The organism is Stenotrophomonas sp. STEN240 (assembly GCF_056756175.1).
Genome location: NZ_JBRRBO010000007.1, coordinates 39,422 through 51,815, shown reverse-complemented (window position 1 = coordinate 51,815; position 12,394 = coordinate 39,422). Strand labels below are relative to the sequence as shown.

11 protein-coding genes are annotated in these 12,394 nt (G+C 63.6%); 7 read left to right on the top strand and 4 right to left on the bottom strand.

Translation table 11 applies throughout. The features are described from left to right. The first annotated feature begins 97 nt into the window (after positions 1-97). From ACVOKO_RS04855 to ACVOKO_RS04825, 7 genes are all read left to right on the top strand, one after another. Positions 98-1,084 (top strand): PhoH family protein, encoded by a 987-nt coding sequence (locus tag ACVOKO_RS04855; RefSeq protein WP_346497828.1) that lies wholly within the window; start codon positions 98-100, stop codon positions 1,082-1,084. After that, positions 1,081-1,566 carry an rRNA maturation RNase YbeY gene (gene ybeY, locus ACVOKO_RS04850; protein ID WP_313493664.1) on the top strand — a complete coding sequence of 162 codons (486 nt, stop codon included), beginning with the start codon at positions 1,081-1,083 and terminating at the stop codon, positions 1,564-1,566. Before ACVOKO_RS04855 ends, ybeY begins: the two co-directional genes overlap by 4 nt. Before the next feature lie 238 nt (positions 1,567-1,804). Next, a complete protein-coding gene (locus ACVOKO_RS04845) occupies positions 1,805-2,425 on the top strand; it encodes a hypothetical protein (RefSeq protein ID WP_346497826.1) in 621 nt (206 codons plus the stop codon). Between the two features lie 71 nt (positions 2,426-2,496). Further along, positions 2,497-3,375, top strand: coding sequence for an HlyC/CorC family transporter (locus tag ACVOKO_RS04840; RefSeq protein ID WP_346497825.1), 879 nt, complete (start codon positions 2,497-2,499; stop codon positions 3,373-3,375). Positions 3,376-3,437: 62 nt separating this feature from the next. Beyond that, positions 3,438-4,610 (top strand): lipoprotein N-acyltransferase Lnb domain-containing protein, encoded by a 1,173-nt coding sequence (locus ACVOKO_RS04835; RefSeq protein WP_430980718.1) that lies wholly within the window; start codon positions 3,438-3,440, stop codon positions 4,608-4,610. A 14-nt stretch (positions 4,611-4,624) separates the two neighbouring features. After that, a complete protein-coding gene (locus tag ACVOKO_RS04830) occupies positions 4,625-5,638 on the top strand; it encodes a magnesium and cobalt transport protein CorA (RefSeq protein ID WP_346497823.1) in 1,014 nt (337 codons plus the stop codon). A gap of 31 nt (positions 5,639-5,669) precedes the next feature. Continuing rightward, positions 5,670-6,959: a M24 family metallopeptidase gene (locus tag ACVOKO_RS04825; protein ID WP_346497821.1), complete on the top strand. Its 1,290-nt coding sequence runs from the start codon at positions 5,670-5,672 to the stop codon at positions 6,957-6,959. A 328-nt stretch (positions 6,960-7,287) separates the two neighbouring features. On the opposite strand, the gene ACVOKO_RS04820 is transcribed toward ACVOKO_RS04825, so the two are convergent. The 4 genes from ACVOKO_RS04820 to ACVOKO_RS04805 all read right to left on the bottom strand — a co-directional run bounded on the left by ACVOKO_RS04820 (position 7,288) and on the right by ACVOKO_RS04805 (position 11,922). Continuing rightward, positions 7,288-8,655 carry an NAD-dependent succinate-semialdehyde dehydrogenase gene (locus tag ACVOKO_RS04820; protein ID WP_346497819.1) on the bottom strand — a complete coding sequence of 456 codons (1,368 nt, stop codon included), beginning with the start codon at positions 8,653-8,655 and terminating at the stop codon, positions 7,288-7,290. Positions 8,656-9,026: 371 nt separating this feature from the next. After that, positions 9,027-9,872, bottom strand: coding sequence for an ABC transporter permease subunit (locus ACVOKO_RS04815; protein WP_346497817.1), 846 nt, complete (start codon positions 9,870-9,872; stop codon positions 9,027-9,029). Continuing rightward, positions 9,869-10,795 (bottom strand): ABC transporter permease subunit, encoded by a 927-nt coding sequence (locus tag ACVOKO_RS04810; RefSeq protein ID WP_346497815.1) that lies wholly within the window; start codon positions 10,793-10,795, stop codon positions 9,869-9,871. The genes ACVOKO_RS04815 and ACVOKO_RS04810 overlap by 4 nt, the downstream gene beginning before the upstream one ends. Next, complete coding sequence (locus tag ACVOKO_RS04805) at positions 10,792-11,922, bottom strand: ABC transporter ATP-binding protein (protein WP_346497813.1); 1,131 nt, start codon at positions 11,920-11,922, stop codon at positions 10,792-10,794. Before ACVOKO_RS04805 ends, ACVOKO_RS04810 begins: the two co-directional genes overlap by 4 nt. Positions 11,923-12,394 lie beyond the last annotated feature (472 nt).

The following is a 12,394-nucleotide window of genomic DNA, read 5'->3' as shown; positions in this document are numbered from 1 at the left end:
ACCCTGACGGCGGCACCACGCTGGTGGTCCGCCGGCCACGGGGGTACCCTTCTCCGGTCCAGGGCACGGCTTCGCCGGCCAGCAACTGCCAGTAAAAATGACCACCACCACGCATCGCGATTTCACTCTCGACCCGGCTGACAACGAGCGACTGGCCAATCTGGCTGGCCCGTTCGACGAACACCTGCGCCAGGTAGAACTCAAACTGGGCGTGGAGATCGCCAACCGCGGCCATGTTTTCCGCGTCAGCGGCGCGGGTAAAACCGCGCTGGAAGCAGAGAAACTGCTCAAGGCTCTGTATGTAGAAGCGGCCGAAGCCCTGTTCGACAGCCACGCCATCCACCTGCGCTTGAACCGCGCCAACGTGGATCATGTAACCGAGCAGGCCTATGAAGCGCAGGAAGTGGCGATCAAGGTCAAGCGCGGCACCGTGCGCGGCCGTGGCCTCAACCAGGCCAGCTACCTGCACCAGATCGCCACCCATGACATCAGCTTCGGCATTGGTCCGGCCGGTACCGGCAAGACCTTCCTGGCGGTGGCAATGGCGGTGGATGCGCTCAATGAATCACGCGTGCAGCGGCTGATCCTGGTGCGCCCGGCAGTGGAAGCCGGCGAGAAGCTGGGTTTCCTGCCCGGCGACCTCACCCAGAAGGTCGACCCCTATCTGCGCCCGTTGTACGACGCCCTGTACGAGATGCTGGGCGTGGAGAAGGTCGCCAAGCTGCTGGAGAGAAACGTCATCGAGATCGCGCCATTGGCCTATATGCGCGGGCGCACCCTCAACGACGCCTTCGTGATCCTGGACGAGGCCCAGAACACCACCATCGAACAGATGAAGATGTTCCTGACCCGGCTGGGCTTCGGCTCCACCGCCGTGGTCACCGGCGACCTGACCCAGACCGACCTGCCCAAGCACATCAAATCCGGGCTGCGCGACGGTATTGAGGTGCTGCGTGGTGTGGACGGGGTCAGCTTCACCTTCTTTGAATCGCGCGATGTGGTGCGCCATCCGCTGGTGGCCCGCATCGTCAGCGCCTATGACCGCCGCGATCTGCAGCAGGTCAAACCCGGAGCGAGCGAATGACCAAGGGCCCCGTGCGTCTTGATGTAGCCGTCAGCTACGCCCTGCCCCGTGCCGGCTTGCCTGCGGCGGTGAGCTTCCGCCGCTGGGTGGCCGCTGCCTTGAAAGGCCGCATCCGCGAAGCCGACCTGGCCATCCGTGTGGTCGACGCCAAGGAAGGCCAGTCACTGAACCGCCATTACCGGGGTAAGGACTACGCCACCAACGTGCTCAGCTTCCCGGCAGAACTGCCCGAAGGCCTGCCCAAGGGAGTGAAGTTCCCCTTGCTTGGAGACTTGGTGATCTGCGCCCCGGTAGTCGCACGCGAGGCCGAGGAGCAGGACAAGGCCCTCAACGCCCATTACGCCCATCTCACCGTGCACGGCGTGCTGCACCTGCTGGGCTGGGACCACGAGGACGACAAGGAAGCCGAAGCCATGGAGCAGTTGGAACGCGAGATCCTGGCCGACCTGGGCATCGCAGATCCCTACGCCAACGAGCAGTAGTGCCGAGCCATGCTCGGCAAAGGCTTTCCCGACAATCCCATGTAGTGCCGAGCCATGCTCGGTAGGGGCCCTACCCATGGCCCAACGGTCCCCGCCTGTAGAAGCGGCACAAACCGCGAAGCGGGCATTCGATAAGGACCTGAAATGCCCGCAATCGGAAGGCGCATCTGTTTCGCGGCTCACGCCGCTCCTACAAAACAGCGCCACGCCGCTATCATCGCGATCAGGATTTCACCGAATGAATGCCGTGCGCTCAACCAGCCTGCTTTCTCTCCTGCTCATCGTCGCCGGCTCGGCCAATGCCCAGCCTGCCATCGACCTGCCCGCCCTGATCGAATGCCGGCAGAGCGTCAGTGAATTCGCAGCGCTGGCGCCCATCGCCAACGACCCGCTGAAAGCCGTGGCACTGGGCTGGCGGCCGCTGCCGCAGGGCAACCTGTTCATGGCCGAGTACATGCTCAACACCCCGATCAGCGTGTTCGGACATAGCGCTGACCATATCGCCATGGCCGGCGGCACCGTCATCGCCATCCTCGACATGCCCGATCCGCGCCCGCTGGCCAAACAACTGGACCTGGAAACCGGCTACGACGCCCCGGACAAGTTCATGGCCGGCCGCGAGCTGGTCAGCCGCGACGTCAATGACGCCAAGACCGGCGAAGCCCTGATCGAATCGATAATCCTGGGTGTGTCCACGGTCAAATCCCACCCCGGCAAGACCTTGGCAGGCTGCACCTACAGCCTGGACCTGCCTGCCGAGGAAGAAACCCCAGCCGCGCCCATCGGGCCGACTGACAGCCCCAACCAGCTGCCAGCGGCAGCGCCGAATGTTCAGACCCCCACCCCGCCCGCGGCTTGAACAGGCCGCGGCAAACATCCTGCTAGACTTGTGGGCACCGCCCGGCGTACCGGGTGCAGTCAAACCAAGAGATGTCTGAAGACGACAGTAGTACCTCGCCCGAGAACGGCGAGAAGAAACGCAGCTGGCTGGAGCGCCTGGGTTCGGCGTTCTCCAGCGAACCCCATACCCGCGACGAACTGGTCGCCATCCTGCAGACGGCACAGCAGGACGGCCTGATCGCCGCAGATACCCTGCGGATGATGGAAGGCGCCATTTCGGTGGCTGAGCTGACCGTCGGCGACGTGATGATCCCGCGCTCGCACATGGTGTCGCTGCCGGTGGACCGGCCCTTCATCGAGCTGATGAAGCAGGTGGTCGATTCCGGCCACTCACGCTTCCCGGTACACGGTGAGAACAAGGACGACATCCTCGGCATCCTGCTGGCCAAGGACCTGCTGCGAGGCGTGGTCGCCGACAACAGCCATGCCAGCGTGCGCGAGCTGCTGCGCCCGGCGGTGCTGATCCCCGAGTCGAAGAAGCTCAACGTGCTGCTCAAGGAGTTCAGGCTTTCGCGCAACCACATGGCGATCGTGGTCGACGAATACGGCGGCGTCGCCGGCCTGGTCACCATCGAGGACGTGCTGGAGCAGATCGTCGGCCAGATCGACGACGAGCATGACGAGACCGAAGACCACACCTCGCAGATCGCCATCCTCGCCGATGGCCGCTACGTAGTGGACGCCTTGACCACCATCGGTGATTTCAACGAGCGTTTCGGCGCCGAGTTCTCCGACGATGATTACGACACCATCGGTGGCCTGATCACCGAGGCGGTTGGCCACCTGCCGGAAATCGGCGATGAGTTGACCCTGGAGCGCTTCGTGTTCCGCGTGGCCAAGGCCGATGCGCGCCGCGTGCAGGCTTTCCACGTCACCATCCTGCCGCCTGAAGACCAGGACGAAGATTGATCACCCTGCGCCTGCCGCGGCTGCTGTCCGCGTTTGCGGCTTTGTTCCTGCTGCTGGTCGCCATGACCAGCAGCGCACAAACGCTCGCCAACCAATCCAGCGAATCCAGCAACGCCACTGCACCGCGCATCGGCGTGGTCACCATGTTGCCGGGCGAAGTGTTCTTCGAACGTTTCGGCCATGACGCACTGGTGGTACTTGACCCGGTCAGCGGCCAGGCAACCTCGTACAACTTCGGCTTCTTCGACCCGTCCGAGCCGGATTTCATCGGCAATTTCATTCGCGGCAGGATGATGTATTACCTGGTGGCCCTGCCGCTGGAGCAGGACCTGGCGCAATACGAGAGTGTCGGCCGTGGTGCCAACATCCAATGGCTGGACCTGCCACACGCGCAGGCGCTGGCGCTGGCCGACGCATTGGCCGAACGGGCCAAGCCCGAGAACGCGCGCTACCGCTACGACTACTTCACCGCCAACTGCGCCACCATGGTGCGCGACAGCCTGGATCAAGCCATGGGCGGCGCCCTGCAATCGCAGCTGGCTGGCCGCTCGCGTGGCAACAGCTACCGCAGCGAATCGGTGCGACTGGCCTCGCCCTCGCCATGGATGTGGCTGGGCTTCGACCTGGGCCTGGGGCCGAATGCCGACCAGCCGCTGTCGCGCTGGCAGGAAGCCTTTGTACCCATGCGCCTGGCCGACAGCCTGCGCGAAGCCCGCAACAGTGAAGGTCGGCCGTTGGTACAGGCCGAACAGCAGTTGCTGCCGCAGCGCCTGCCAGCGGAACCGAAAGAAAAACAGCGCTACTGGTGGCCATGGCTGTTGGTCGGGCTGGCGGTCGCTGCCGGGCTGTATTCCGCCCGCCGCAAGCCGCGCCTGATTGGCGCGTTCGCGTTGCCGTTCTGGTTGTTCTGCGGCGTTGCCGGCGGCCTGCTGACGTTCCTGTGGGGCTTCAGTGAACACCAGGCTGCATGGGCCAACCGCAACCTGCTACTGCTCAATCCGCTGGCCCTGCTACTGCTCCCCGGTGCATGGAGCCTGCTGCGCGGGCGCCAGCCGCATGGCGGGTTCCGGTTCGTGCTGTGGACGTTGACCGGCATCGCCGCGCTGGCATTGCCGCTGCATTGGCTGTCGCTGCAAGCGCAGTTCAACATGCAGTGGATCGTGCTGTTGCTGCCCATCCATGTAGCACTGGCCTTCATTCTCACGCAGCGCAGCTTGGCGTCACCGGCCAGCTGAGGCACGATGCCGGCATGACTACCGGCATCACTCCTACTTCCGTACAGGCCAACCCGGCCTGCGTGATCAACTGCACCTGGTACGGCGCCGATGGCAGCCAGCGTGCGCTGGACCTGGACAGCATCAGCGACGTGCTGCAGGACGACGCCGCCGGCTTCGTCTGGGTCGGCCTGTACGAGCCCAGCGACGCGATCCTGGACAAGGTGCAGGAAGAGTTCAACCTGCACCCGCTGGCCATCGAAGACACACGCAAGGCACACCAGCGGCCCAAGATCGAGACCTACGGCAACTCGCTGTTCGTGGTGGTACACACCGCCCAGGTCGTCGACGAGCGTATCCGCTACGGCGAAACCCACGCCTTCCTCGGCCCACGCTTCCTGGTGACCGTGCGCCACGGCGCCTCGCTGTCGTATGCGCCGGTACGTGCGCGGCTGGAGCGCGAGCCCGAACTGCTGGCGATGGGCCCTTCTTTCTGCCTGTACTCGGTACTGGATGCGGTGGTCGATCACTACCTGCCGATCACCGACAGCTTCCGCGACACCTTGGATCTGCTGGAAAAGAACATCTTTGCCGACAGCTATGAACGGCGCACGGTGATCCGCCTGTACGACCTCAAGCGCGAGCTCAACAAGATGCGCCTGGCCGTAGCGCCGTTGCAGGATGCACTGGCGCAGCTGCAGCGCAACCAGGCGCAGCTGATCAACGAAGAAGTGCGGCTTTATCTGCGCGATGTGCAGGACCATGCCGCGCGGGTCAATGACGCCATCGACACCCTGCGCGAAATGCTGGGCACCGCACTGAGCGTGAACCTGTCGCTGGTGACGCTGGCGCAGGGCGAGACGGTCAAACAGCTCGGCGCATGGGCCGCATTGCTGGCTGCACCCACCCTGGTCACCAGCTGGTACGGCATGAACTTCGCGCATATGCCGGAACTGGCAGGACGCTTCGCCTATCCGTTGCTGATGGTCGGCGTCGGCGTGATCTGCGTGGTGTTGTACCGCCTGTTCAAACGCTCCGGCTGGCTTTGAGCCGCAACGCCATCATTGTCTGAGGGGACATATGCAACACGATCATTCCAATCCTGCGCGCCGCAACTTCCTGCGCACCACGCTGATCGCCGGTGCCGCAGCGTTGCCGTTGCAGCTGGCCTCGGCCCAGACCGCAGGCACGAGCGAGGATGCATTGCCAGCATCGATGCGCGGCCTGAAATCGGTCGCCGCGCAGGTGGTGCCCATTGGCAATGACGAGCGTATCGCGCGCGTGGCCAAGGCCCAGCGCCTGATGGCCGAACATGGCATCGACGCGGTATTCATTGGCGCTGGCAGCTCGCTGACCTATTTCACCGGCATGCACTGGTGGGACAGCGAACGCCTGACCGGCGTGATCCTGCCGCGCAAAGGTGAACCGGTCTACGTCACCCCGGAATTCGAGCGCGTGCGCACGCTGGAGCAGATCAAACTCGGCAACGATGTACGTGGCTGGCAGGAGGATGAAGACCCCTACGCCCTGGTCGCCAAGGTGCTGCGTGACATGGGCCACGCCACCGGCACGCTGGGCATGGAAGAAGCCGTGCCCTACTTCCGCGCCAAGGGCATTGCCGATGCACTGCCGCAGGCCAAGGTGGTGCCGGCCTGGCCGGTGGTATCCGGCTGCCGCCGGGTCAAGAGCGCGGCCGAACTGGCACTGATGAAGCTGGCCAACGAAACCACCCTGGCGGTCTACGAAGCGGTGTGGAAGGCATTGCAGCCGGGCATGACCGAACAGGACATCGGCGGCCTGCTGGCCATGGCCTACGCCCGCACCGGCCTGAAGGGCGACGCCAGTGTCAACGTCGGCAAGTACACCGCCTCGCCGCATGGCTCGGACAAACCACAGCATCTGGTCGAAGGCACGCCGATCATCTTCGACGGCGGCTGCCGTGCCGGCGGTTACACCAGCGACATCACCCGCACGGTGGTGCTGGGCCAACCGGATGACGAGATCCGCAAGGTATTCGACATCGTATTGAAGGCGCAGACAGCGGCATTGCATGCCGCGCGCCCGGGTGTGGCGATGGGCGAGGTGGACGCCGCTGCGCGCAAGGTGATCAGCGATGCCGGCTACGGCCCGGACTACCGCTACTTCAGCCATCGCCTGGGTCACGGCATCGGCATCGACATGCACGAATGGGATTACCTGGTGCGAGGCAACAAGCACCTGCTGGAGCCAGGCATGACCTTCAGCGACGAACCGGGCATCTACATCCCGGACCGCTTTGGCGTGCGTCTGGAAGACATCCTCTACGTCACCGAAGACGGCGCGGCGCTGATGACGCCGCAGAGCCGGTCCATCGATCAGCCGTTTGGGTGATGAGAGCGGGCGCGCTTTTTGTAGGAGCGGCGTGAGCCGCGAAGCCACTGCCAAATCCAAAGCAGTAGAGCCTACCCCTCCCCAACCCTCCCCTTCGCTACGCGAAAGGGAGGGAGCGTAGTGCCGAGCCATGCTCGGCAGGGGCATTCCAAGCAATACCTATCCTGTGGGAGCGGCGTGAGCCGCGAAGCCACTGATGGTCGAAATACCAAGCGAGCCTGCAATCAAACTAACTGCAATTGCAGGCCTTTGCGGGCGCATATGGACCACCAGCTTCGCGGCTTACGCCGCTCCCACAAGCTTGCGCCCCACAGCCTCGGGGCATTCCTCAGGCCACGTAAACCGTTTTTATATTCATGAATTCGTGAATACCCGGGCCTGCCAGTTCGCGCCCAAAACCCGAGCGTTTGGTACCGCCAAACGGCAGCCTCGCATCGCTCTTCACCACTGAATTGACGAAGGCCGCACCGCATTCCAGTTGCATGGCGACGTTCTCACCGCGTAGCACGTCACGGGTCCAGACGCTGCCGCCCAGGCCGAAGCTGGTGTCATTGGCAACGCGCACGGCCTCGGCTTCATCCTTGACCCGGATGATCGCGGCCACCGGCCCGAACAACTCCTCGTCATAGGCCGGCATGCCCTGCCCAACGTTGTCGAGAATCGTGGCCTGGTAGCCGGCATTGCTGTCGGCAACCGGCGCGCCGCCCAGCAACACCTTCGCACCCTTGTCGATGCTGCTGCGTACCTGCTTATGCAGCTCATCGCGCAGGTCAGCGCGTGCCATCGGCGCGAGGGTAGTTGCCTCATCCTGCGGATCGCCGTAAACCCGCGCCTGTGCGGCTTCGACATACCGTTCCACAAATGCGTTGGCAATCGAGTCGAGCAGGATGAAGCGCTTGGCCGCAATGCAGGTCTGTCCGGCATTGTCGAATCGCGAGCGCACCGCGGCGGCCGCTGCCAGATCCAGGTCGGCATCGTCCAGCACCACGAAGGCATCACTGCCGCCCAGCTCCATCACGCACTTCTTCAGCTGGTCGCCGGCATTGGCGGCGATGGAGCGGCCGGCACGTTCGCTGCCGGTCAGCGTGACCGCCTTGATCCGGCGGTCACGCAGTACCTCGGCCGCCTGGTCGTTGTCGATATGCAGCACGTCGAACACGCCCTCCGGAACGCCCGCAGCGGCGACAACCTCGCGCAACAGATCGGCACAGCCGGGCACATTGCTGGCGTGCTTGAGCAGGGCGACGTTACCGGCCATCAAGCCCGGCGCAAGAAAACGGATCACCTGCCAGATCGGGAAATTCCACGGCATCACCGCCATCACGCAACCGATCGGCTGGTAGATGACATAGCTGCGTTGGGCTTCGGTGGGGATGGGCTGCGGCTTCAGGTAGTCTGCGGCGTGGTCGGCGTAGTACTCGCAGGCCGCTGCGCTCTTCTCGATCTCGACCAGAGCCTCGCGACCCAGCTTGCCCATTTCGGCCGTCATCGTGCGTTGGATGTCATCACCGCGCGCGCGCAGGCCGCCGGCGATATTGCGCAGATAGTCACCGCGCTGATCCAGCGACAATGCCGCCCATCGCGGGAATGCCGATTCAGCTGCGGCAAGGCGCTGCTCGATGGCCGCTGCTGTCATCAACTCGACCGTGCGCACGACCTGGCCGTTGAAGGGATTGATAGTCTGATACGACGCCATGAACTCACCTGCATTCAACGAATGCAGGAATGGTAGCGCCGCGAATGTTGCGCGCAGGTAAATCCCCAGCGAAGGCCTGTAGTGCCGAGCCATGCTCGGCAGAGGCTGGGGGATTCACCTGTAGTGCCGAGCCATGCTCGGCAGAGGCCTTGCCAGTAACCCATCGTTGTAGGAGCGGCGTCAGCCGCGAAGCCGGTGATTCATCAAATCGCCGCCATGTGGGTGATTTCAACGCTGCCAGCTTCGCGGCTGACGCCGCTCCCACAAAGGTGACAATTTGCTGGGAAAGCCCCTTGCCGAGCATGGCTCGGCACTACATGGCATTGCTGGTAAAGCCCCTGCCGAGCATGGCTCGGCACTACATTCAGACCTCAGCCGTTTTCCTGCAGGGCCAGCTGCATGTCGCGCTGGCGGCGCTTTTCGGCGCGGGCCGAAATCCACCAGCCGAGCACTGCCACGGTCGACACTGCCAGCACCATCAACGTGGCCAAGGCATTTATCTTCGGGCTCACACCCATGCGCACCGAGGCGAAGATCTTCATCGGCAGCGTGGTCGAGCTGGGACCGGCGACGAAGCTGGCAATCACCACGTCATCCAGCGACAGGGTGAAGGCCAACAACCAGCCCGACATCAGCGCCGGCGCGATGATCGGCAAGGTGATCAGGAAGAACACCTTGACCCGGTTCGCGCCCAGGTCCATTGCTGCCTCTTCCAGCGAGCGGTCCAGCTCCTGCAGGCGCGAGGACACCACCACCGTCACGAAGGAGATGGTGAAGGTCACATGCGCGATCCAGATTGCCACCACGCCCTTGGACGGCAGGCCGAACAACCCGCCCATCGATACCAGCATCAGCAGGATCGACAGGCCGATGATCACCTCCGGCATCACCAGTGGCGCCGTCACCAAGGCACCAAACAGGGTCTTGCTGGGGAAGCGCTTGAAGCGGGTCATGGCCATTGCCGCCATGGTGCCGATCACCATCGATGCGCTCGCCGTCCAGAATGCGATCTTGAGGCTGATCCAGGCCGCCTGCAGCAGCTGGCGGTCGCGGAACAACTCGCCGTACCACTGCGTGGAGAAACCCGCCCACACCGTCGCCAGCCGCGAGGAGTTGAACGAATACACCATCAACAACAGGATCGGCAGGTACAGGAAGGCGAAGCCGAGCAACAGGATGCTCCAACCCAACCAGGAACTACGCCGGGTCATGCTCATGCCAGCTTCCCTTCCAGCTCACGCTGCTGGGACCGGTTGAAGATGATGATGGGCACCAGCAGCAACAACAGCATCACGATGGCTACCGCCGAGGCCAGCGGCCAGTCGCGGTTGTTGAAGAACTCGCCCCACAACACGCGGCCGATCATCAAGGTGTCCGGGCCACCCAGCATTTCCGGAATGACGAACTCGCCCACCGCCGGAATCATCACCAGCATGCAGCCGGCGATGATGCCGCTGCGCGACAGCGGCAAGGTGATGCGCGCGAACGCCTGCCAAGGCTTGGCGCCCAGGTCATAGGCAGCCTCCAGCAGGCGGTTGTCCAGCTTGACCAGGTTGGCGTACAGCGGCAGCACCATGAACGGCAGGTAGCAGTAGACGATGCCAACGTAAGCCGCGAACGGGGTGTAGAGCATGCGCAGCGGCTCGTCGATCAGCCCCAGATTCATCAGCGTTCGGTTGATCAGGCCGTTGCTGTCGAGGATGCCGATCCAGGCGTAGACGCGGATCAGGAACGAGGTCCACGACGGCAGCACCACCAGCATCATCGCGATGTTGCGCGCCGACGGCGACATCCGCGAGATCACGTAGGCCATCGGGTAACCGATCAGCAAGGTCAACAACGTCGAGATGACCGCGATCTTGATCGAACTCAGGTAGGCGAACAGGTATTGGCTGTCGGTGAACAGCGCGGTGTAGTTGCCAAGATTTAGGTTCACCGTGAACGCGTTGTCCACGTATTCGACGATGGAGGTATACGGCGGCATCGCCACCGCCATCTTGGCGAAGGAAATCTTCAGCACGATCAGGAACGGAATCGCAAAGAACAGCAGCAGCCACAGGTAGGGCACGCCGATCACACCTGCGCGCGCACCTGGCAGCCACTGCCGCCAACCGCGGGTGAGTGGGCTGGTTGCGCTCATGAGGTCAGCACCACGCCGTCGTTGTCGTCCCAGGACACCCAGACTTCATCGTTCCAGGTGATGCCGTCGCTGTCCCAGCGCTTCATGTTGGCGAAGTTGGACAGGATCTTGGCGCCACTGGGCAGGCGCACGTGGTAAACCGAGTGGCTGCCGAAATAGGCGATGTCCTCGACCACGCCGAACGCCTTGTTGGTCTCTCCTTCCGGCTCTTCCTTGGCGATATGGACCTTCTCCGGGCGCAGCGCGAACGCCACCGGCTGGCCTTCGTAACCGGTGATGCCGTGGCCGACGTAGATCGGCGCCGGGAAATCGGCGGTGCGCACGGTGACGTATTCGGGCAGGTCTTCGTCGATCACGCCTTCGAAGGAATTCACCGAGCCGATGAAGCCTGCCACGAAGCGATTGGCCGGCTGCTCGTAGATGTCATCGGGCTTGCCGATCTGCTGGATCCAGCCCTGGTCCATCACCGCGATGCGGGTGGCCATGGTCATGGCTTCTTCCTGGTCGTGGGTGACCATCACGCAGGTGACGCCCAGCTGCTCGATGATGTTGACCAGCTCCAGCTGCATCTTCGAGCGCAGCTTCTTGTCCAGCGCGCCCATCGGCTCGTCCAGCAACAGCAGCTTGGGGCTCTTGGCCAGCGAGCGCGCCAGCGCCACGCGCTGTTGCTGCCCACCGGACAGCTGGTGCGGCTTGCGCTTGCCCAGCTTCTCCAGTTGCACCAGCTCCAGCATCTCGCCGACACGGCGGGCGATGGCATCCTTGGCCATGCCGTCCTGTTTCAGGCCGAAGGCGATGTTCTGCTCCACCGTCATGTGCGGGAACAGCGCATAGGACTGGAACATCATGTTGATCGGCCGCTCGTAGGGTGGCAGCGCGGTGATTGGCTGGCCATCGAGCAGGATGCTGCCCTTGGTGGGCGTTTCAAAGCCGGCCAAGCAGCGCAGCAAAGTGGACTTGCCGCTGCCCGACCCTCCCAGCAGCGCGAAGATCTCGCCCTTGCGCACATCAAGATTGACGTCATCGACGGCGACGAAGCCATCGAATTCCTTGCGCAGATCGCGAATGGACAGGTAGCCGGGCTCGCTGTTCAAAGCGATGGCCTCTGGCTTGGCGTCAACGGGCATGTAGGGCTCCGGAAGCAGGCAGATGAACAAACCAGCGTAGTTTAGCCCCCCATTTTTGCTGACGACACCGCCGGCTGTGGCGGTTGGGGGCGATTGAACCTGCTGGGGCTGTGGGAGCGGCGTCAGCCGCGAAGCTGGCAATGCTGAAAGGCCACAAGAGCTTACCCCTCCCCTGGCTGCGCCAAGGGAGGGAGACAAGCCCAGCCAAGCTACATCCTGCAGGCGGCACTGTAGTGCCGAGCCATGCTCGGCAGGGGCGTTCCCAGCAGAAATTGCAGGACCAGCATCAGCCGCGAAGCTGGCAATGCCTGAAAGGCCACAACGCCTACCCCTCCCCAACCCTCCCCTTGGCTGCGCCAAAGGGAGGGAGCCAAGCACTGGCTTCGCCATCTTCACTGACAACCGCATCCCCGCGCACGCCACAAACAACAACGCCTCCCCGCAAGGGGAGGCGTTGTAAGGATCAAACGCT

Excerpts from the sequence above, each read along its gene's own strand:
- ACVOKO_RS04855 (WP_346497828.1), top strand. The coding sequence starts at position 98 with ATGACCACCACCACGCATCGCGATTTCACTCTCGACCCGGCTGACAAC.
- ybeY (WP_313493664.1), top strand. The coding sequence starts at position 1,081 with ATGACCAAGGGCCCCGTGCGTCTTGATGTAGCCGTCAGCTACGCCCTG.
- ACVOKO_RS04845 (WP_346497826.1), top strand. The coding sequence starts at position 1,805 with ATGAATGCCGTGCGCTCAACCAGCCTGCTTTCTCTCCTGCTCATCGTC.
- ACVOKO_RS04840 (WP_346497825.1), top strand. The coding sequence starts at position 2,497 with ATGTCTGAAGACGACAGTAGTACCTCGCCCGAGAACGGCGAGAAGAAA.
- ACVOKO_RS04835 (WP_430980718.1), top strand. The coding sequence starts at position 3,438 with ATGACCAGCAGCGCACAAACGCTCGCCAACCAATCCAGCGAATCCAGC.
- ACVOKO_RS04830 (WP_346497823.1), top strand. The coding sequence starts at position 4,625 with ATGACTACCGGCATCACTCCTACTTCCGTACAGGCCAACCCGGCCTGC.
- ACVOKO_RS04825 (WP_346497821.1), top strand. The coding sequence starts at position 5,670 with ATGCAACACGATCATTCCAATCCTGCGCGCCGCAACTTCCTGCGCACC.
- ACVOKO_RS04820 (WP_346497819.1), bottom strand. The coding sequence starts at position 8,655 with ATGGCGTCGTATCAGACTATCAATCCCTTCAACGGCCAGGTCGTGCGC.
- ACVOKO_RS04815 (WP_346497817.1), bottom strand. The coding sequence starts at position 9,872 with ATGAGCATGACCCGGCGTAGTTCCTGGTTGGGTTGGAGCATCCTGTTG.
- ACVOKO_RS04810 (WP_346497815.1), bottom strand. The coding sequence starts at position 10,795 with ATGAGCGCAACCAGCCCACTCACCCGCGGTTGGCGGCAGTGGCTGCCA.
- ACVOKO_RS04805 (WP_346497813.1), bottom strand. The coding sequence starts at position 11,922 with ATGCCCGTTGACGCCAAGCCAGAGGCCATCGCTTTGAACAGCGAGCCC.